The sequence below is a fragment of the Pseudomonas sp. YQ_5 genome, assembly GCF_043103305.1.
Taxonomy (GTDB): domain Bacteria; phylum Pseudomonadota; class Gammaproteobacteria; order Pseudomonadales; family Pseudomonadaceae; genus Aquipseudomonas; species Aquipseudomonas putida_Y.
The window spans coordinates 1-18,975 of sequence record NZ_JBICJS010000021.1 but is presented as its reverse complement, the minus strand read 5'-3'; the positions used below and the strand labels follow the sequence as shown (position 1 = coordinate 18,975).

Sequence of the window (18,975 nt, the reverse complement as noted above, 5' to 3'; positions counted from 1 at the left end):
AGTAGAGCTCTAGCTTTGAGGCGGTGATTTACCTTGAGATTGCGACCTGGGACCGCCAAATCCTTGAAGCCTACTCAAGTCGCTCAGCAGCCTTTTTGTAAGCTTGGTCTCTTTCACGACGATCGACAGCGACGACAAAAACCACGATCTCTTGGTCAATGACCTGATAAACCAGCCTGTACCCACTGCTGCGAAGCTTTATCTTGTAGCAATCCGGCAGCGAGTGAAGGCGGTTTGCCTCGATTCGAGGGTTCAGCAGGACCTCTGCCAGTTTCTTCTTGAACTGCTGACGCACGGTATCGCCCAGCTTCTTCCACTCTTTCAATGCGCGGGCATCGAAGTCGAGGCTATAGGTCATCCAGCTGGACCCTCACGCGCTGCGGAGAAGCAAGCCGCTCTTGTGCAGTGGCAATGAGGTCTTCATCTTCCTCGGTCATCAGGACCGGCCGAAAGGGTAGCTTGCCCCGCTCAGCTACATATTGCAGGGCCTGGCGCATGAGTTCGGAGGGGGTGACACCGAGGCGATCGAGCTCTTTGTAGGCGCGGGCTTTGAGATCATCGTCGACGCGGATATTGATAGAAGCCATGACATAGCCCTCATGTAAAGACGATTGTCATTACAATGCACTGATCTTGGCTATTCTGCAATGGCAGTTTGTCTGCCGGAAGTGACCACAGCGCCATTCCCTTCAAATTAAGAGGCCTCGCCCCTGCCGACAGGAGGGGTACGGCACCAGCAAGGATGCCGGGACTGGACATGCCAGTCTAAGTGGTCAAGGGCGAGGCCAGATCTGAAGATAGCGCAGGCTCGGGGATGGGGCCACCGCTGTTTCGATTTGAATTGTAACCTTTCCCCAGTTTGCGGTGCGAGGCAGCCAATGGGGTGGATGGCGCGGGCTTTACCCGTGTTCGCGGGCAAGCCCGCTCGCGTACGTGCGTGGCATGGTGCAAGGCAGTTGTAGTATGCCTGCAGCGCGTTCAGGGTAGAGCCTCTGCCGCTCAGTTTTTGGCGTCTAGTACCTTATTGCTCTGCGATCAGCCGTTGACAGCCCTCCTCCCCCTTGCTAATAATCGCCCACAGTTGTACGACAACGCATAACAAAAACAACAATCAGTGGACGAACTCATGTCGACATCCATCCCCCTACACCTACGTCTGTTGCATACCCCTCTTCCCCCGGCCAGCTCGCGTACGCCTGCCAGTACGTAGCGCCCGGTTACCGCGCGTTCACCCCTGGCCCTGACCGGCCCGTTATCTACCCGCCCCTGCCGCAGGCCGCTTGCGCGTGCCCGGTGGACGGGCTGCCACACCCTTAGGGAGCACAACAATAATGAAAATCTGCCACACCCTGCCCTTCGCCCTGCTTGGCGCCGGGGTTATCGCCGGCCTGCCGGGCACCAGCCTGGCTGCGGGATTTGTCGAAGACAGCAAGGCCACCCTCGGGTTGCGCAACTTCTACATCAACCGCAACTTCACCAACCCCAGCAACCCGCAAAGCAAGGCCGAGGAGTGGACGCAAAGCTTCATTCTCGATGCCCGCTCGGGGTTCACCGAAGGGCCAATCGGCTTTGGCGTTGATGTGCTGGGGATGTGGTCGGCCAAGCTCGACGGTGGTGGCGGCACTTATGGTACGGCGTTGCTGCCTCGCCATGACGATGGCCGGCCAGCCGACGATTACGGGCGCCTGGCAGTGGCGGGCAAGGCGCGTATTTCCAAGACCGAACTGAAGATCGGTGAATGGATGCCGGTGCTGCCGATTCTGCGTTCGGACGACGGGCGTTCGTTGCCGCAAACATTTCGTGGCGGGCAGGTGACCTCCAACGAAATCGCCGGGCTGACCCTGTACGGCGGCCAGTTCCGCGGCAACAGCCCGCGTAACGACGCGAGCATGGAAGACATGAGCTACGGCGGCGGCGTGTCGGACCGTTTCAACTTCGTCGGCGGCGAGTACAAGTTCAACCAGGACCGCACGCTGGTGGGGCTTTGGAATGCGGTGCTGAAGGACGTGTACCAGCAGCAATACCTGCAACTGAGCCACAGCCAGCCGGTGGGTGACTGGACCCTGGGGGCCAACCTGGGCTACTTCCATGGCGACGAGGACGGCTCCGAACGCGCCGGGCAGCTGGACAACAAGACCTACTCGGGGATGTTCTCGGCCAAGTACGGCGGCAGCACCTTCTGGGTGGGGCTGCAGAAAGTCGATGGTGATACCTGGATGCGGGTGAACGGCACCAGTGGCGGGACCTTGGCCAACGATAGTTACAACTCCAGCTTCGACAATGCCAACGAGCGTTCGTGGCAGGTGCGCCATGACTTCAACTTCGTCACCGTCGGGGTACCGGGGTTGACCCTGATGAACCGCTACATCAGCGGGCGCGATGTGCACAGCGGGGGCGTGACCGATGGCAAGGAGTGGGTGCGTGAAACGGAGCTTGCGTATGTGATCCAGAGCGGGGCGTTCAAGGATTTGAGCGTGAAATGGCGTAACGCGTCGATTCGCCGGGATTACAGCAATAACGAGTTTGATGAGAACCGGTTGATCTTCAACTATCCATTGTCGCTGCTCTGATCAAGACCTGCGGGTTTACCCGCAAATACGGTGGCGGCGGCGACGGTGAACAGCGGGTGGAGATTGGCCAGCAGGCCCGGCCCTTTCGCGGGTAAACCCGCTCCTACAACGGCCTGTGCCCAACCACCGACCTGTGTCCAACATTGATCAGGTGTAGGAGCGGGTTTACCCGCGAATACGGTGGTGGCGGCAACGGTGAACGGCGGGTGGAGATTGGCCAGCAGGGGCCGGCCTCTTCGCGGGTAAACCCGCTCCTAAGGGCGACCGCGCAGGCCTTTCGTATTTTTACACGAGAAAAGGCCGGCAAAAGCCGCCCAAGCCTCATTGACAACACACAGAACCACCGCCAATAATCAGCCAAGTCATACGACAACCTACAACAATTAACAACAAGAGCTGGCCATGACCACTACTCCCTTCAATCGCCTGCTGCTCACCGGAGCCGCAGGCGGCCTGGGCAAGGTCCTTCGCGAACGCCTGCAAGGCTACGCCGAGGTCCTGCGCCTGTCTGATATCAGCCCCATGGCCCCGGCCGCGGGCCCGCATGAAGAAGTCATTACCTGCGACCTGGCCGACAAGGCTGCGGTGCATGCCCTGGTCGAGGGCGTAGACGCCATCCTCCACTTCGGCGGGGTTTCTACCGAGCACGCCTTCGAAGAGATTCTCGGCCCGAATATCTGCGGCGTGTTCCACGTGTACGAGGCGGCGCGCAAGCATGGGGTCAAGCGCATCATCTTCGCCAGCTCCAACCACACCATCGGTTTCTATCGCCAGGATGAGCGCATCGACGCTCACGCGCCGCGCCGTCCCGACAGCTATTACGGGCTGTCCAAGTGCTACGGCGAAGATGTGGCCAGCTTCTATTTTGACCGCTACGGCATCGAGACCGTCAGCATTCGCATCGGCTCGTCGTTCCCGCAGCCACAAAACCTGCGCATGCTCTGCACCTGGCTCAGTTACGACGACCTGGTGCAGTTGATCGAACGCGGGCTGTTCACCCCCGGCGTTGGTCACACCATTGTCTATGGCGCGTCCGACAATCGCACCGTGTGGTGGGACAACCGCCATGCCGCGCACCTGGGCTATGTACCCAAGGACAGCTCCGAAACCTTCCGCGCTGCCGTGGAGGCCCAACCGGCCCCCGCCGCCGATGACCCGAGCATGGTCTACCAGGGCGGCGCTTTCGCCGTGGCCGGCCCGTTCAACTGACCCCTCGCCAGGAGGCACGGCCATGAACTGCGAACTGATCGTCGACGCCCGCAACGGTACCGGCGAAAGCCCTGTGTGGCACCCCGGTGAACAGGCCTTGTACTGGGTAGACATTCCCGCTCGCCAGTTGCATCGCTGGCAAGCGGCCGATGGCAAACACCAGTGCTGGCAGGGCGACGAGATGCTGGCCTGCATCGCCCGCAGCGGTCAGGGTTGGGTTGCGGGCATGGAAAGCGGCATCTTTCAGCTCCAGGCCATGGCGGACGGCAGCCTGGACAGCCGGCTGCTCAGCAACGTGCAGCACGCTCAGGCCGGCATGCGCTTCAACGATGGCCGCTGCGACCGTCAGGGCCGCTTCTGGGCCGGGACCATGCTGCTGGACATGCAGCAAGGTGCCCACGTGGGCGCGCTGTACCGGCTGGACGGCGAAGGCCACCTGCACCTGCAGCAGGACGGCATGATCGTGCCCAACGGCCTGGCCTTCAGCCCCGACGGCACGCGCATGTACCTGTCCGACTCGCACCCGAACGTGCAGAAGGTGTGGGCTTTCGACTACGACATCGACAGCGGCACACCGCACAACAAACGGCTGTTCATCGACATGCGCGACTACCCCGGCCGCCCGGATGGCGCCGCCATTGACCAGGACGGCTGCTACTGGATCTGCGGCAACGACGCCGGGCAGATCCACCGTTTCACCCCCGAAGGTCGCCTCGACCGATCGCTCCGCGTGCCGGTGAAAAAGCCGGCAATGTGTGCCTTTGGCGGCGCCAGCCTGGACATTCTGTACGTTACCTCGATCCGCCCCACGGGCATCGACCTCAGCGACCAGCCCCTGGCTGGCGGGGTATTTGCCCTCGACCCGGGCACCAAGGGCCTGGAGGAACCTGCCTACCGGGGCTGAAGCCCCCTAGCCATACCCACACTTGTACCCACGAAACCAGATAATAAAAACCACGGAGTTTCATCATGACGTTCAAACGCAAGCTGCTCCTTGCCGTACTCCCGTTCGCCTTCAGCGTGGCCATGCCTGCTTCGGCGCTGGACATCAAGTTCGCCGAAATTCACCCGGCCGGGTACCCGACCGTGGTGGCGGAACAGAACATGGGTAAAAAGCTGGAAGACGCCAGCAATGGCGAAATCACCTTCAAGATGTTCGCCGGCGGCGTTCTGGGTTCTGAAAAGGAAGTGATCGAACAGGCACAGATCGGTGCCGTGCAAATGACCCGTGTCAGCTTAGGGATAGTCGGCCCGGTGGTGCCGGATGTGAACGTGTTCAACATGCCGTTCGTGTTCCGCGACCATGATCACATGCGCAAGATCATCGACGGCGAGATCGGCCAGGAAATTCTCGACAAGATCACCAATTCCGATTTCAACCTGGTAGCCCTGGCCTGGATGGATGGGGGCTCGCGCAGCATCTACACGAAAAAGCCGGTGCGCAGCCTGGAAGACCTCAAGGGCATGAAGATTCGCGTGCAGGGCAACCCGCTGTTCATCGACATGATGAACGCCATGGGCGGCAACGGCATCGCCATGGACACCGGGGAAATCTTCAGTGCCCTGCAGACTGGCGTGATCGATGGTGCCGAGAACAACCCGCCCACGCTACTTGAGCACAACCACTTCCAGAGCGCCAAGTACTACACCCTCACTGGCCACCTGATCCTCCCGGAGCCGGTTGTGATGTCCAAGACCACCTGGAACAAGCTCAGCCCCGAGCAGCAGGCGCTGGTGAAGAAGGTGGCGCGTGAAGCACAGATGGAAGAGCGCGCGCTGTGGGATGCCAAGACCGCCGCCAGCGAAGAGAAGCTCAAGGCCGCCGGTGTCGAATTCATTACCGTCGACAAGAAGCCGTTCTACGACGCCACCGCTTCGGTACGCGAAAAATACGGCGCGCAGTACGCCGACCTGATGAAACGTATCAACGCTGTCCAGTAACCGCGCCCCTTCCCGAACGACCTCGGCAGCGCGGCGCCCGCCGCATTGCCGCTTTGGTGATGCCCATGAAAAACCTGTTCCTGCGTGTGAACGACACGCTGTACTGCACCTGCACCTGGGTTGCCGGCCTGTCGATCCTGACCATGTCACTGATCATTCCGTGGGGCATCTTCGCCCGCTACGTGCTCGGCACCGGCGCCAGCTGGCCGGAGCCAGTGGCCATCCTGCTGATGGTGGTGTTCACCTTCGTCGGCGCCGCCGCAAGCTACCGGGCCGGGGCACACATGGCGGTGACGATGATCACCGACCGCCTGCCACCGATGCAGCGCAGCCTGGCCGCGCTACTGGTGCAAGTGCTGATGATTCTGGTGTGCGTGTTCATGACGTACTACGGCACCAAGCTGTGCATCACCACCTGGAACCAGTTTCTGGCGTCACTGCCGGGGGTGCGGGTGGGCATGACCTATGCGCCGATCCCGATCGGTGGCTTGCTGACCCTGGTCTTTGTGCTGGAAAGGCTCCTGCTGGGCGATCAGAGCCACCGCAAGGTTGTGCGCTTCGACCACCTGGAAGAAAACGAAGGAGCAGCATAAATGGATGCGTTCATTCTGTTGGGCAGCTTCATTGCCCTTATTCTGCTGGGCATGCCAGTGGCCTACGCCCTGGGCCTGTCGGCATTGATTGGCGCCTGGTGGATCGACATCCCGCTTCAGGCGATGATGATCCAGGTGGCCAGTGGGGTTAACAAATTCTCGCTGCTGGCGATTCCGTTCTTCGTGCTGGCCGGTGCGATCATGGCCGAAGGCGGAATGTCACGGCGACTGGTGGCGTTTGCCGGGGTACTGGTGGGCTTCGTGCGTGGCGGGCTGTCGCTGGTCAACATCATGGCCTCGACCTTCTTCGGCGCAATCTCCGGCTCGTCGGTGGCGGACACCGCGTCGGTGGGTTCGGTGCTGATCCCGGAGATGGAGCGCAAAGGCTACCCGCGCGAGTTCTCCACCGCCGTGACCGTCAGCGGCTCGGTACAGGCGCTGCTGACTCCGCCCAGCCACAACTCGGTTTTGTACTCGCTGGCGGCGGGCGGTACGGTTTCCATTGGCTCGCTGTTCATGGCAGGTGTGATGCCCGGGTTGCTGCTGAGCGCCGTGATGATGGGCCTGTGCCTGATCTTTGCCAAGAAGCGCAACTACCCCAAGGGTGAAGTGATCCCGATGCGCCAGGCGTTGAAGATAGCCGGCGAAGCGCTGTGGGGCCTGATGGCCATGGTGATCATTCTGGGCGGCATTCTGTCGGGCATGTTCACCGCGACTGAATCGGCAGCAGTGGCGGTGGTGTGGTCGTTCTTCGTGACCATGTTCATCTACCGCGACTACAAGTGGCGCGACCTGCCCAAGCTGATGCACCGCACGGTACGGACCATCTCGATCGTGATGATCCTCATCGGCTTTGCTGCCAGTTTTGGTTACGTGATGACGCTGATGCAGATCCCGTCAAAGATCACCACGGCGTTTCTGACCCTCTCGGACAACCGCTATGTGGTCCTGATGTGCATCAACTTCATGCTGTTGCTGCTGGGCACGGTGATGGACATGGCGCCGCTGATCCTGATTCTTACGCCGATCCTGTTGCCGGTGATCACCGGTATCGGCGTGGACCCGGTGCACTTTGGCATGATCATGCTGGTGAACCTGGGCATCGGGCTGATCACACCGCCGGTGGGCGCCGTGCTGTTCGTCGGCTCAGCCATCGGCAAGGTGAGCATCGAGTCGACGATCAAGGCAATGCTGCCGTTCTACCTGGCGCTGTTCATGGTGCTGATGGCGGTGACCTACATTCCGGCCATCTCGCTGTGGCTGCCCAGTGTGGTGCTGTAAATAAAACCGGGGCTGCGATGGGCTGCAAAGCAGCCCCCTTGGCCCTACCTGCAACGGATCCTGCACATGGCTGCCCCCTCCTCGGCTGTACCTCTATTCCCACGCAAACTGGCAATCGCCTTGCTGGCCCTGCTGGCCTGTTCATTCGCCGGCAACCACATTGCCGCTCGCATCGCATTCGACAACGGCACCGGCGTGCTGCTGGCCATTCTCTGCCGTTCAGGTATTACCTTGCTGGTGCTTGCCTGCCTGCTGCTGTGGCAACGCCAGGCCCTGAGCCTGCCCGCCGGTACCCGGCATTGGCAACTGCTGCTCGGCCTGCTGATCGCCACCCAAAGCCTGTGCCTTTATTCGGCAGTCGCACGCATTCCGGTAGCCTTGGCGCTGCTGGTGGGCAACACGTTCCCGATGCTGCTGGCGCTGCTCACATGGGCACTGGGCGGTGCACGCCCCACCGGCCGCACGGTGTTGTTCATGGGCCTGATTCTGTGCGGCCTGGTACTGGCGCTGGATGTGCCGGCACACCTGGCCGACAGCGCTGCGGCCAACCCGCACTGGGCATTAGGGGTAAGCCTGGCTTTCGGCGCGGCCTGTGCCTTTGCCTGTGCCTTGTGGATCACCGACCAAAAACTGGCTGCCGTGCGCGGCCCTGTACGCAGCCTGCTGACCCTGCTGATCGTGTTCTCCAGCATGCTGGTTGCAGGCGCAAGCGGGGTGATCCCATCCGGTTTGTCACTGCCAGGCAGCAGCAGTGGCTGGGCGGCCCTGGCCACTCTGGTAGTGCTGTATGGCCTGGCCTTCAGCTTGCTGTTCGTCTGTGTCCCTCGCCTGAACATGGCGCAGAACGCACCGGTAATGAACGTTGAACCCATCGCCACGTTGTTGCTGGGCTGGGCCTTGCTCGACCAGCACCTGAGCACTGTGCAGCTGGTCGGCGGCGCGGTGGTGGTGTGCGGTATCGTGCTGCTCACCTACCGCCGGGCCAAATGATTGATCTTCCACAAAGGAGCCCTGCATGGCTGTGACCGAACTGCACCTGCAAGACCGCCTGACACACCTGAGCCTGGCCCCGGAAGTGGGCGCCAGCCTGGTCAACTGGCAGGTAAAGGCGACCGGGCAGGCACTGCTGCGCCATACCGACGCGGCCGCGCTGGCCAGCGGTACACCCCGACGCCTGGCCTGCTACCCGCTGGCGCCGTGGTCCAACCGTATTGGCGAGGGTGGCTTTGCCCGGCCCGAGGGGTGGCAGGCACTGTTAGCGAATACCGGACATGACCCTTACCCGATTCATGGCAGTGCCTGGCAACAGGCCTGGCAGGTAGAACACCACAGTGAACAGCAAGCTCGGTTGACGCTGGACAGTGCCGTGCCGTTTGCCTACCAGGCCACGCTGGATGTGCACCTGCATGAAGGTTGCCTGAACCTGGACCTGCATGTGATGCACCAGGGTGAGCCAGCTACCTGGTATGGCCTGGGGCTGCATCCCTACTTTCCGCGGTATCCCGATACCAAGTTGTACGCAACTGCGCGCAAGGTGTGGCTGGCCGAGGATGGGCGGTTGCCTTCGTACGAGGCCGAGGTGCCTGAGCAATGGCGTTTCAATGCCATGAGGCGTTTGCCCGAGGCAGTGGTTGATCACGCCTTCAGTGGCTGGCCAGGGGAGTGCGTGATCGAACAGCCCAGCGCGGGTTATCGACTGGCGTGCAGTGCCAACGAGGCTGGACACTTCTTGCTGTTTTGCCCGCAAGGGCAAGGTTTTTTCTGCTTTGAGCCGGTTAGCCACCCCATCAATGCGCACCACCTGCCAGCGCGGCCAGGGTTGCGATTGTTGCACCGAGGGGAGGCAATGAACCTGGGGTTCAGGATGCAGTATCAGGCGTTGTGAGCGGGTTGCGTGAAAAACGGCCGCCACGGTATCAAACATTGTTTCGCATCATTTCTCGACGCGATGCAGGTTCTCAATCCAGCTGCTGATCGCGCAATCCTTGCGCCAGCATGTCGATAAAGGCCCTGACCTTGGCCGAACCGTACTTGCTTTCGCGGTGCAGCACATGAATGGGCCAGGGCGCCTCTTCGTACTCGGCCAGCAGCACCTGCAGCTGCCCGCTGGCCAGTTCGTCGACGACCTGATACGACAGCAGCCGGGCAATGCCCAGCCCGCCGCTGGCAGCGGCGATTGCCCCGTCATTGCTGGTTACCGTCAGCCGTGGCTTCATGCGCACCAAGGTCGGCTCGTCGGTCACGCCGAAGCGCCAACCGGCCCGCGGCGACAGGTTGGTGGTGCCGATTACCGCATGCCCGGCCAGGTCCGACGGGTGCTTTGGCACACCATGACGCGCCAGGTAGTCGGGGGATGCACACAACATGCGCCGCACCCTGCCCACCCGCAGCGCCTTCAACCCGGAGTCGGGCAACGGCCCGATGCGCACGGCCACGTCCATGCCCTCTTCGACCATGTTCACCACGCGGTCGAGAAAGAACGCGGAAACATCGACTTCCGGGTACTGCTGCAGGTAACGGACGATGCACGGCATGACGAACTTCTTGCCGAACAGGATTGGCGCGGTCACTGCCAGGTCGCCCCTGGGAGTCGCATTGATACCGGCAGCGGCTTCATTGGCCTCGTGGATACTGGCGAGGATGTGCCGGGTGTCTTCCAGATAGCGGCCGCCGGCCTCGGTCAGGCGCACGCTGCGTGTTGTGCGCAGCAACAGCTTGACCCCGAGCTGCTCTTCCAGGGCGCTGACGGCGCGGGTGACGGCGGCCGGGGAAATGTCCAGACGGCGAGCAGCAGCGGCGAAGCTTTCCAGCTCGCCGACGGCGACGAACACCTTCATCAGGTGGATCTGGTCCATGCGGGCTCCTGAAGGTTAAGAGGCGTGGGGATTATCTTTCATCTGGATGCCTGGTGTTAGCTGTGCCGGCCTCTTAGCGGGCAAGCCCGCACCTGCGACTGGCTTGAATCAGACATCCAGCACCAACGCCTGCCCCCCCTCCTCCACCTTCGCCGGCACAGCGCAACAGATCAGCACCGACCCTGCCTCCGGCAACTCTGCCGGCGGATTCGGATAATGCACCTGGCCGCTCACCAGCCGGGTCTTGCAGGTACCACACGAACCACCCCGGCAACTGAACTCCGGTGCCAGCCCACGCGCCTCGGCCAGTTCCAGCAAGGTGCCGCTACCGGGTACCCAGCGAGCCTCCTTGGCCGACGCGGCAAAATACACCGGCACCGGTTCGTCAGCGGCAGGTGGCTGTTGCAGGATTGGCTGGTCTGCGTCGGTGTGCCGCCGCAGCGTCGACGGGCCAAACGCTTCGGCGTGAATCCGCGCATCCGGCACATGCACCCCACGCAGCCCTTCGTAAAGCTGCTGGGTGAAGCTGCCCGGGCCACACAGGTAGAAATCGTAGTCGTCCAACGCCAGCGTTGCCTTGACCTGTTCGATACCCAACCGGCCGGCAAACTCGTAATCACGACCGACCTGCGCGTGCCCTTCAGGCTGGCTCAGGGCGCGGTGTATATGCAGTAGTTCGCCAGCCTGTTGCCGCAAGGCCGCCAGTTCCTGCTGGAACGGCAAGTCGGCCAGGCTGCGTGCGCCATGGAACAGATGAATGCGCCGGGCCTGCCCTGTCCTCAACTGCTGGCGCAGCATGGCCAGCAACGGCGTGATACCCACGCCCGCGCCGATCAGCACCAACGGGCGCGTGCTTTGCTGGTCAAGCGTGAAGCTGCCCATCGGCGGGCGCACATTCAACACATCGCCGGCCACAACGCGCTCATGCAAATACCGCGAAGCCGGGCCCTGGGCTTTGACGCTGATGCGCAAGAATCCATCGTCGGGGGCACTTGAAAGGCTGTAGGTGCGGATCAGCGCCGGCTCGCCATCACGCGGCACTTGCACAGGCAGATGCTGGCCAGGGGCAAAGGCCACACGGCAGCCTGCCGGTGGTTCGAGATAGAACGAGCGGATGTCGCGGCTTTCCTGCTCCACCCGCAGCACCCGCCAGGCCAGCCATTGGCGCTGTTGTTGCCGCTGCTCCAGGCGCGCATCGGCCTCGGCCCAGGTACCGGTCATCAGACTGGTCGGCGCGTACTCCTTGAAAGCCCAGCGCAGGGCAACGGCAGCCGGACGCCACACTACCTGCTCGACCTGCAGTGTCCATAACCGCTCCGCGCCTTCAAAGGCCTGGATGGCCGGGCTGTCCAGCAGCACCTCGGCACGCCCGTACAGTTGCAACACATTGCCATTTTTAAAGTCGATGAACAGCAAGCCGGCCCGCGGGTTGACCACCAGGTTACCCAAGGTGTTGAAATGCAGATTGCCAGCATAGTCGGGAATGGTGAGCCGATTGCCTTCGACCTTGATGAAGCCTGACCGCCCACCACGGTGGGAGACATCCACCGAGCGCTGGCCGTCAGCATGCTCGACATAGCTGGCGACGAAGAAGGTATCGGCAGCCTGGATCATGCTGACGGTTGAGGTATCCAGTGTTGTCGCATCGAAGCGCCCACGGGCGGGTTCGGTGACGCGGGTGTAGTCACGCAACTGGATGTACTGCGGGCAGTTGCCAAACGCCTGCTCTACGGCCACTTGCAGTTGCCCCTGTGCAGCGTGGCGGATCTGCCCGTTGATGCGATTGCGCCGACGGGTGTGCAGTTCGATCCCCAGCAGACCGACGGCCTGCCCGGCTGCCAACCCGGGGGTGGCGGGGTCCTCCGCTGGCAACGTGGTGTGGATCGTGAGCATACGAGGGTCGGGCGAGCTTACGAACCCTTCTGGCCCTTCCAGCAGCGTGGCCCAAGGCCGGCCCTGGGCATCCACACTGGCGGCGACCATGAACGGTAACTGGTGATAGAACGTCCGGTGCTGGTCGGGCATGTGGTCACGAATGACCTTTTGCCCGAACGCCTCCATGCGTTCTGCTACACCGACCTTTTCCTGCAGGGTCTTTTCACCCGCATGCCAGGGTGAGGGGCGGTGATCAGGAGACTGTTGCATGGCGGCGCTCCTCGCGATGGCGGGGTTTCAGGCGTGGGTTTGCAGCCCGATCACGGTGCGCGGCATGGGGACGAAACGCGGCAGTGCCTCGATCCGCGCCAGCCAGTTGCGCACATTGGCATACGGCTCCAGCGACACGTTGCCTTCGGGGGCGTGAGCGATGTAGGAGTAGTTGGCAATGTCCGCGATCGTGGGTGTGCTACCCGCCAGGAATGGCGTGTTGGCCAACTCGGCATCGATCACCTTGAGCAAGGTGTGGGCACGGGAAATCACCTCGTCGGTATTGAACGAAGCCCCGAACACCGTGACCAGGCGGGCGGCTGCCGGGCCAAATGCCAGCGGGCCGGCGGCGACCGATAGCCAGCGTTGCACACGGGCAGCGGCGGCAGGTTCTTCGGGCAGCCAGGCACCGTTGTCATACTTTTTGGCCAGGTAGACGAGGATGGCGTTGGAGTCGGCAATCACCGTGCCGTTGTCATCGATGACTGGAACCTGGCCGAACGGGTTGAGGGCAAGGAAGTCCGGCTGCTTGTGGGCGCCTTTGGCCAAGTCGACGAACACCAACTCGGTGGGCAGGTTCAGTAGCGAGAGCATCAACTCGATGCGATGGGCATGGCCAGACTTGGGGAAGTTGTACAGCTTGATCGGGTTCGACATGGGCTTGGCTCCTGGTCAGCGCCGGGCTGGGGCTGATGGAGCACATGCTGCACTGGATCGGCTAGCAACAGAATCAGTGCGCAGGGGAAACCATAATTTCGCGGGGCGGAATAATGGCTTCCAAACACTGCGCTGGCGCCTACAGGTGAGCGCTAGCCAACGATCCGATCAGTGCAGCTTTTTGAAATGTCGGTACAGCCCACGCGCAGCCTCGACCACCTGCGGCACACAGGCCTGGATATCCTCATCGCTCATCTGGTCCAGCAGCTCGAAATTATCCTCCAGCCCATGTAGCGAAATGGCCTTGAGCAGCAAGGCCTGCTCCGGTGGCAACTCGCCCCAACCGGCAATCTGGGTACCGCGCATGTAGCCGAAACACCACTCCTCCATCACGATCACAGTGCCCTGCTCGCCTTCGCGTTCCTCGAACAGCGGTTCGAACTGGTCGACCTCATTGCTCAGTTCTTCTGCCACCTGGCTGGCATAACGCAGCATCAATGCCGTGTAGGCCTCCTCATGCGCGGGCTTCTTGAACTTCGGTACCTTGCCACCCGCTACCGCCGGCAGCCATTGTTCCGGCAGGACAGTGATCGGCGAACTGGCGAGTGCGACGAAAAAGCCATTGAGCTCGGCCAGGTTCAGCACCGAGTAGTCATTGCCATAGGTGATCAGCAGGTCTTCGAGGCGGTCGAGTTCTTTTTCGCTGAGTACGGGGAGCATGGGTAAGAATCCTGGGAAGCAAAAGTGTGTGCACCCTAGCACAGCAACGCCGGAAGGGCTGCCCGCGCGAATGATCGCGCGGGCAGAAGGCTCAGGAGTGCAACCAGTCCTGCAGCTCATGCTGTCGGCCGGTGCCGATCAGCAGCCATAGCAAGATGCGGCATTTGCGCGGGCAGAGTTGCCCAGCCATATAGACGCCCTTTTTCTGCAGGTCGATCTCTGCACCAACAAACCCATAGGTAGCCCGGGCTGTAGGCCCTCTACCTGTGCGCGTAGCAACCATGACCGGCAAGGTGGGCGCCAGGTGTTCCAGCACTTCGGACCAACTGGCGGAAACATGCCCAGCACCGAAACCGGCGATGACCAACCCCTCATAACCCAATGTGGCCACAGCCCGCAGCAGCGCCGTGTCTGCGTCCAGGCAGGCTTCCAGCAGGGCAACGCGCTGGTCGGTGCGATACGGTAACGGCAACACTTTCCGTCGCCCGGGCGGATGGCGATACAACACAACACCCTCCACAACGTCGCCCAACGGGCCACATCCGGGCGACTCGAATGCCGCCATCGCCAGGCTGGCCGTCTTGCGAACCCTTGCCGCGCAGTGGACCTGATCATTCATGACCACAAGCACACCTCGCCCACGGCTGTCTTGTGCCAATGCAACCTGAGCCGCAGCCAACAAGTTGGCCGGCCCATCATTGCCCGGCTGACTCGCCGAGCGCATGGCACCGGTCATCACCAATGGCACATCGAATGACCAGAGCAGGTCCAGGAAATAGGCCGTTTCCTCAAGGCTGTCGGTCCCTTGGCTCAATACCAAGGCCTGAGCCCCGCGCTCCACTTCGCCCCGGGCCCATGCCAACACCTCCAGCAACGTCGCGAAGCCCAGCGATGCACTCGGGAGCAGGCACAATGAAGCAACGTTCAACTGCGCCATCTCGCGCAACTGTGGAACCTGAAGCAATTGCCGCTCACAATCCAGGCTTGGCGTTACACCATCCCCGACAGCACAGGCCTGCATACTGACCGTACCGCCCAGAGTAGCGATCGACAGCCTGGGCAGGCTCGAATGTTCACTCATGCTTCTCCCCCCACAATCAACCCGACTACCGGCACGATGCCAAGCGTGCAGATGGCCATCGACACCACATTGCCGATGTAGCCATGCACATAGGCCGGCAACCGCTGAGTGATCGCCACTGCCAGCGGCGGAGCCACCAGTGCACCCAGCACTGCACTGGCCACCACCACTTGCCAGCTGCCGCCATGTGTCAACACCGCGGCGGGGACGATCGACACAATCGGAATGTAGGTAGGGTACCACCCACGGGCTTTCCACTGTCCTCGCCAGATTGCAACGCCGACCAGGGATGCCAGGGCTTGGCCGGCCACTATCTGCATCACCAGCATCGAACCGTATGACACAGCAGCCGGGCTCAACAGGTAAGCCAGCAACACACCCAGCAATAGCCCGAGGCTGGCCAGTTCATTACCAAAGAATGGGGCTTCGCTGAAGTCGGCCAGAACCCGCCGTAAAGTCCAGACCACACCGTAATCAGGCTGTTTGACAGCCGGCTCCACGACGGTGGGTTCACGGTATTGGCGTACCCATGAAGGAAAGCGCTTGCACAGGATGAAGGCCACGACGCTTGCCACTGCCATGCCACTCACATTGCCCACTACCACTGGCAACTGCAGGGGATAACACAGGTAATTGACCATCAGCAGGCTGGCCGGTGTTACCAGTAGCGCCCCCAGTAGTGCCCCCGTGATCGTTACCCGCCAGCCCGCACCAAAAAGCAATACCATGGCTGCAGGCAATGACACGAAGGCAACGAAGGTGGGTTGCCAAGTACCACTGGCCAAGGTCCATCCCCACAACACATGACTGAGCAGCAAGCCCAAAAGCGAGCTGGTAAACACCCATGGCCATAATCCGCTGCCATAGCAAATGGCAAAGCCCTGCCAGCGGTATCCTCGCAGCTGCGCCCAGTGTGCCAGGCACGCGCCCAGCAGCAAGCCAAGCGCGGGCAGTTCGTGCTTGTAGAAAGCCACTTCACTGATATCACCAACAATCCAGCGCAAGCGGCTGAGCGGCTCATTGAGCGTCGCCACCCTCTGTGCATAATTCGGCCATTGGCCATGGGCAAGGCTTACAGCGAGAAACACCAGCAGGCAGCCGAACATCAACGCAAGCCAATACTGCTGTCGTGAGAAGAGGAGCGTGTTCATTCGCAACTCCTCAACGTGGCATAGGTGCATGCAAGCGATAGCCAAGGGTGGCATCGTAGAGATCGGTTCGCCGGTCTCTTGGCAGGTCGTTGAGGTTGTTCCAGATCGGTGCCGAGCGTGCACTGCTTAAATCGACATCGGCATAGATAATCTCTTCGGCTTCTGCACTGCCCACCTCGCCGATTGGCCAGCCATTGGTACCGGCGATCAGCGAGCAGCCCAGGAAGCGCCCGCCCCGCTCGCTGCCGACACGGTTCGCGGCGGCGATATGAACGTTGTTGACATGGGCTGCCGTCATGGTCAGGTACGAAGCCATACAACGCCCTGCATCATCGAACAACGGCGGCGGGGTCCATACCCAGTTGTTGAGGCTGCAGATGATGTCGGCGCCTTGCGCGGCCATCACCCGCGGTACTTCCGGGAACCAGATGTCCCAGCAGATCAGCAGGCCGATACGGCCGATAGGCGTCTCGAATACCGGAAACCCCAAATCTCCGGGGGTGAACCAAAGCTTTTCCTGGTTCCACAGATGCGCCTTGCGGTAGTGCCCAAGCAGGCCTTCGGGGCCAAACAGCACTGCACTGTCGTAGAGCTTCAGCCCGTCGCGTTCGGCAAACCCCGCAGCCAGGTATACCTGGTATTGCTTGGCGAAGTCGGCCCAGGTTTTCAGGCAAGGGCCGTCCTGCAGCACCTGCGCATGGGAATAGGCTTCGGCACGGGAGTTGAAGGTGTAGCCCGAGTTGGCCAGTTCAGGCAGTACGATCAGGTTGGCACCTTCGCGTGCTGCGCGCCGGGCCAATGCCAGGCCTCTGCTCACGTTGCTCTCACAGTGTTCAAGACCGACCTGAGGGTCGTACTGGATGACAGCGATACGTACGGGGCTGACGGGGGAACAGGATTCAGACATGGCGGCTTCCTTTTTGTGGTTGTTTTGGAAGGACGCCAGTAAAGCGATGTTGGGTCAGGGAGCGACAGTCAGGAGGGTCCTATGGGACCAAAGGAAAACTACATAATCGCAGTAGGACTCCCCCTACAAAATGCCCCGTACGCCGTTATTTCCCAAGCAGATAGTGTGGGTAGTACTCAAGGGTGAAGCCGCCATTGAACTGTGCTGAAGCAAGCCGTTAACTCCGGCGCCGACGATGCAAAAAAGGCGTGAAGTGGTTGCTATGCACCACCCGCCGGCACCTACAGGATCGTGAGATACCTGTGAGTGCCGACTTACAGCGATAAGGTTGTCAGGCCTTAGACCGCCAGGGCGCGCGCACGCAGCTCGCTGTTGAGGATGCGGTCGTTCTCGCTGTAATCGACCGGGCAGTCGATCACGTGCACGCCCGGGGTCTTGATGCAGTGCTCCAGCAGCGGCAGCAGGCCTTCGGCACTTTCCACGCGGTGGCCGTTGGCGCCGTAGGCTTCGGCATATTTGACGAAGTCCGGGTTGCCGTAGTCCAGGCCGAAATCGGTGAAGCCCATGTTGGCCTGCTTCCAGCGGATCATGCCGTAGCCGTCGTCACGCAGGATCACCACGGTGATGTGCATGCCCAGACGTACTGCAGTTTCCAGTTCCTGGCTGTTCATCATGAAGCCACCGTCGCCACACACCGAGATTACCGGGCGGTCCGGGTGCACCAGGTGCGCAGCCATTGCCGATGGCAGGCCGGCGCCCATGGTCGCCAGGGCGTTGTCCAGCAGCACGGTGTTCGGCTTGTGCGCCTTGTAGTTGCGGGCGAACCAGATCTTGTAGATGCCGTTGTCCAGGGCGACGATGCCTTCGGACGGCAGTACACGACGGATGTCAGCAACCATGCGCTGCGGGTAGACCGGGAAGCGGTCGTCGTCGGCGCCTTCGGCGATCTGTGCTTCGTTGGCTTCGCGGATGGCCATCAGGCGGGTGAAGTCCCAGTGCGAAGTCTCGGTCAAGGCTTCGCCGATCTGCCACACGGCGTTGGCGATGTCGCCGATCACTTCCACCTGCGGGAAGTACACGGCATCGACTTCGGCAGAGCGGAAGCTGATGTGGATGACTTCGGTGCCGCCACGGACCATGAAGAACGGCGGCTTTTCGATGACGTCGTGGCCGATGTTGATGATCAGGTCGGCCGCTTCGATGGCGCGGTGGACGAAGTCACCGGACGACAGGGCAGCGTTACCCAAGAAGCGCGGGTGGCGCTCGTCGACCACGCCTTTACCCATCTGGGTGGTGATGAACGGGATGCCGGTCTTGTCGATCAGTTGCTTGAGGACCTTGGCGGTCATCTTGCGGTTGGCGCCGGCACCGATCACCAGGATCGGGCTGCGGGCCTTCTGCAGTTTTTCTACAGCGGCTTCGATGGCCACGTGCTCGGCCAGCGGGCGGCGGTGCAGGCTGCGCGGGATCGGCAGCGCGTCGGTCTGCTCGGCGGCGATGTCTTCCGGCAGCTCCAGGTGCACCGCACCGGGCTTTTCCTCTTCGGCCAGGCGGAAGGCTTCGCGCATGCGGGCCGGGATGTTGTCGGCCGAGGCGAACTGGTGGGTGTACTTGGTGATGGGGTCCATCATGCCGCACACGTCAATGATCTGGAAGCGACCCTGCTTGGACTTCTTGATCGGCTTCTGCCCGGTGATCATCATCATCGGCATGCCGCCCAGGTAGGCGTAGGCGCTGGCGGTCACGAGGTTGGTGGCACCAGGCCCGAGGGTCGACAGGCTGACGCCGGTCTTGCCAGTCAAGCGACCGTAGGTGGCAGCCATGAAACCTGCAGACTGCTCGTGACGGGTCAGTACCAGCTTGAT

The 18,975-nt window shown here is 61.7% G+C and carries 18 protein-coding genes; 8 read left to right on the top strand and 10 right to left on the bottom strand.

From position 1 onward, the window contains the following. Positions 1 to 70: 70 nt before the first annotated feature. A complete protein-coding gene (locus ACF8EA_RS03895) occupies positions 71 to 358 on the bottom strand; it encodes a type II toxin-antitoxin system RelE/ParE family toxin (RefSeq protein ID WP_103463480.1) in 288 nt (95 codons plus the stop codon). Then, on the bottom strand, positions 348 to 587 hold the full coding sequence (locus ACF8EA_RS03890) for a type II toxin-antitoxin system RelB/DinJ family antitoxin (protein ID WP_103463479.1): 240 nt from the start codon (positions 585 to 587) through the stop codon (positions 348 to 350). The genes ACF8EA_RS03895 and ACF8EA_RS03890 overlap by 11 nt, the downstream gene beginning before the upstream one ends. Positions 588 to 1,331: 744 nt before the next feature. On the opposite strand from ACF8EA_RS03890, the gene ACF8EA_RS03885 reads away from it, so the two are divergent. From ACF8EA_RS03885 to ACF8EA_RS03850, 8 genes are all read left to right on the top strand, one after another. Next, positions 1,332 to 2,570 (top strand): OprD family porin, encoded by a 1,239-nt coding sequence (locus ACF8EA_RS03885; protein ID WP_392521152.1) that lies wholly within the window; start codon positions 1,332 to 1,334, stop codon positions 2,568 to 2,570. Between the two features lie 402 nt (positions 2,571 to 2,972). Beyond that, entirely contained in the window at positions 2,973 to 3,779 is an 807-nt protein-coding gene (locus tag ACF8EA_RS03880) for an NAD-dependent epimerase/dehydratase family protein (protein ID WP_392521151.1), read from the top strand. Between the two features lie 22 nt (positions 3,780 to 3,801). Then, entirely contained in the window at positions 3,802 to 4,683 is an 882-nt protein-coding gene (locus ACF8EA_RS03875; RefSeq protein ID WP_392521150.1) for an SMP-30/gluconolactonase/LRE family protein, read from the top strand. 65 nt (positions 4,684 to 4,748) lie between these two features. Beyond that, on the top strand, positions 4,749 to 5,720 hold the full coding sequence (locus ACF8EA_RS03870; RefSeq protein ID WP_021784478.1) for a TRAP transporter substrate-binding protein: 972 nt from the start codon (positions 4,749 to 4,751) through the stop codon (positions 5,718 to 5,720). Between the two features lie 65 nt (positions 5,721 to 5,785). Continuing rightward, complete coding sequence (locus tag ACF8EA_RS03865; protein WP_392521149.1) at positions 5,786 to 6,313, top strand: TRAP transporter small permease; 528 nt, start codon at positions 5,786 to 5,788, stop codon at positions 6,311 to 6,313. Further along, positions 6,314 to 7,594, top strand: coding sequence for a TRAP transporter large permease (locus tag ACF8EA_RS03860; RefSeq protein WP_021784476.1), 1,281 nt, complete (start codon positions 6,314 to 6,316; stop codon positions 7,592 to 7,594). It abuts the gene before it with no gap. 66 nt (positions 7,595 to 7,660) lie between these two features. Continuing rightward, a complete protein-coding gene (locus tag ACF8EA_RS03855; RefSeq protein WP_021784475.1) occupies positions 7,661 to 8,584 on the top strand; it encodes an EamA family transporter in 924 nt (307 codons plus the stop codon). Between the two features lie 25 nt (positions 8,585 to 8,609). Next, positions 8,610 to 9,479 carry an aldose 1-epimerase gene (locus ACF8EA_RS03850; RefSeq protein ID WP_392521148.1) on the top strand — a complete coding sequence of 290 codons (870 nt, stop codon included), beginning with the start codon at positions 8,610 to 8,612 and terminating at the stop codon, positions 9,477 to 9,479. 73 nt (positions 9,480 to 9,552) lie between these two features. Here ACF8EA_RS03850 and ACF8EA_RS03845 read toward each other — a convergent pair whose 3' ends face one another. The 8 genes from ACF8EA_RS03845 to ACF8EA_RS03810 all read right to left on the bottom strand — a co-directional run. Then, positions 9,553 to 10,449, bottom strand: a complete 897-nt coding sequence (locus ACF8EA_RS03845) for a LysR family transcriptional regulator (RefSeq protein WP_392521147.1) — start codon at positions 10,447 to 10,449, stop codon at positions 9,553 to 9,555. 108 nt (positions 10,450 to 10,557) lie between these two features. After that, complete coding sequence (locus ACF8EA_RS03840) at positions 10,558 to 12,594, bottom strand: pyridoxamine 5'-phosphate oxidase family protein (RefSeq protein ID WP_392521146.1); 2,037 nt, start codon at positions 12,592 to 12,594, stop codon at positions 10,558 to 10,560. A gap of 27 nt (positions 12,595 to 12,621) precedes the next feature. Further along, positions 12,622 to 13,251 (bottom strand): glutathione S-transferase family protein, encoded by a 630-nt coding sequence (locus ACF8EA_RS03835; RefSeq protein WP_103462089.1) that lies wholly within the window; start codon positions 13,249 to 13,251, stop codon positions 12,622 to 12,624. A 168-nt stretch (positions 13,252 to 13,419) separates the two neighbouring features. After that, positions 13,420 to 13,971 (bottom strand): UPF0149 family protein, encoded by a 552-nt coding sequence (locus ACF8EA_RS03830; RefSeq protein ID WP_392521145.1) that lies wholly within the window; start codon positions 13,969 to 13,971, stop codon positions 13,420 to 13,422. 91 nt (positions 13,972 to 14,062) lie between these two features. Beyond that, on the bottom strand, positions 14,063 to 15,052 hold the full coding sequence (locus ACF8EA_RS03825) for an asparaginase (RefSeq protein ID WP_392521144.1): 990 nt from the start codon (positions 15,050 to 15,052) through the stop codon (positions 14,063 to 14,065). Beyond that, complete coding sequence (locus ACF8EA_RS03820; RefSeq protein ID WP_392521143.1) at positions 15,049 to 16,203, bottom strand: hypothetical protein; 1,155 nt, start codon at positions 16,201 to 16,203, stop codon at positions 15,049 to 15,051. The genes ACF8EA_RS03825 and ACF8EA_RS03820 overlap by 4 nt, the downstream gene beginning before the upstream one ends. A gap of 10 nt (positions 16,204 to 16,213) precedes the next feature. Further along, positions 16,214 to 17,110 (bottom strand): nitrilase family protein, encoded by an 897-nt coding sequence (locus ACF8EA_RS03815; protein WP_392521142.1) that lies wholly within the window; start codon positions 17,108 to 17,110, stop codon positions 16,214 to 16,216. A 338-nt stretch (positions 17,111 to 17,448) separates the two neighbouring features. Beyond that, positions 17,449 to 18,975: acetolactate synthase large subunit (locus ACF8EA_RS03810; RefSeq protein ID WP_392521141.1), on the bottom strand; the 1,527-nt coding region annotated here is incomplete at its 5' end.

Coding starts and splice junctions, on each gene's coding strand:
- ACF8EA_RS03890 (WP_103463479.1), bottom strand. CDS start 587: ATGGCTTCTATCAATATCCGCGTCGACGATGATCTCAAAGCCCGCGCC.
- ACF8EA_RS03895 (WP_103463480.1), bottom strand. CDS start 358: ATGACCTATAGCCTCGACTTCGATGCCCGCGCATTGAAAGAGTGGAAG.
- ACF8EA_RS03850 (WP_392521148.1), top strand. CDS start 8,610: ATGGCTGTGACCGAACTGCACCTGCAAGACCGCCTGACACACCTGAGC.
- ACF8EA_RS03870 (WP_021784478.1), top strand. CDS start 4,749: ATGACGTTCAAACGCAAGCTGCTCCTTGCCGTACTCCCGTTCGCCTTC.
- ACF8EA_RS03855 (WP_021784475.1), top strand. CDS start 7,661: ATGGCTGCCCCCTCCTCGGCTGTACCTCTATTCCCACGCAAACTGGCA.
- ACF8EA_RS03830 (WP_392521145.1), bottom strand. CDS start 13,971: ATGCTCCCCGTACTCAGCGAAAAAGAACTCGACCGCCTCGAAGACCTG.
- ACF8EA_RS03820 (WP_392521143.1), bottom strand. CDS start 16,203: ATGAACACGCTCCTCTTCTCACGACAGCAGTATTGGCTTGCGTTGATG.
- ACF8EA_RS03860 (WP_021784476.1), top strand. CDS start 6,314: ATGGATGCGTTCATTCTGTTGGGCAGCTTCATTGCCCTTATTCTGCTG.
- ACF8EA_RS03865 (WP_392521149.1), top strand. CDS start 5,786: ATGAAAAACCTGTTCCTGCGTGTGAACGACACGCTGTACTGCACCTGC.
- ACF8EA_RS03825 (WP_392521144.1), bottom strand. CDS start 15,052: ATGAGTGAACATTCGAGCCTGCCCAGGCTGTCGATCGCTACTCTGGGC.
- ACF8EA_RS03875 (WP_392521150.1), top strand. CDS start 3,802: ATGAACTGCGAACTGATCGTCGACGCCCGCAACGGTACCGGCGAAAGC.
- ACF8EA_RS03885 (WP_392521152.1), top strand. CDS start 1,332: ATGAAAATCTGCCACACCCTGCCCTTCGCCCTGCTTGGCGCCGGGGTT.
- ACF8EA_RS03840 (WP_392521146.1), bottom strand. CDS start 12,594: ATGCAACAGTCTCCTGATCACCGCCCCTCACCCTGGCATGCGGGTGAA.
- ACF8EA_RS03880 (WP_392521151.1), top strand. CDS start 2,973: ATGACCACTACTCCCTTCAATCGCCTGCTGCTCACCGGAGCCGCAGGC.
- ACF8EA_RS03815 (WP_392521142.1), bottom strand. CDS start 17,110: ATGTCTGAATCCTGTTCCCCCGTCAGCCCCGTACGTATCGCTGTCATC.
- ACF8EA_RS03845 (WP_392521147.1), bottom strand. CDS start 10,449: ATGGACCAGATCCACCTGATGAAGGTGTTCGTCGCCGTCGGCGAGCTG.
- ACF8EA_RS03835 (WP_103462089.1), bottom strand. CDS start 13,251: ATGTCGAACCCGATCAAGCTGTACAACTTCCCCAAGTCTGGCCATGCC.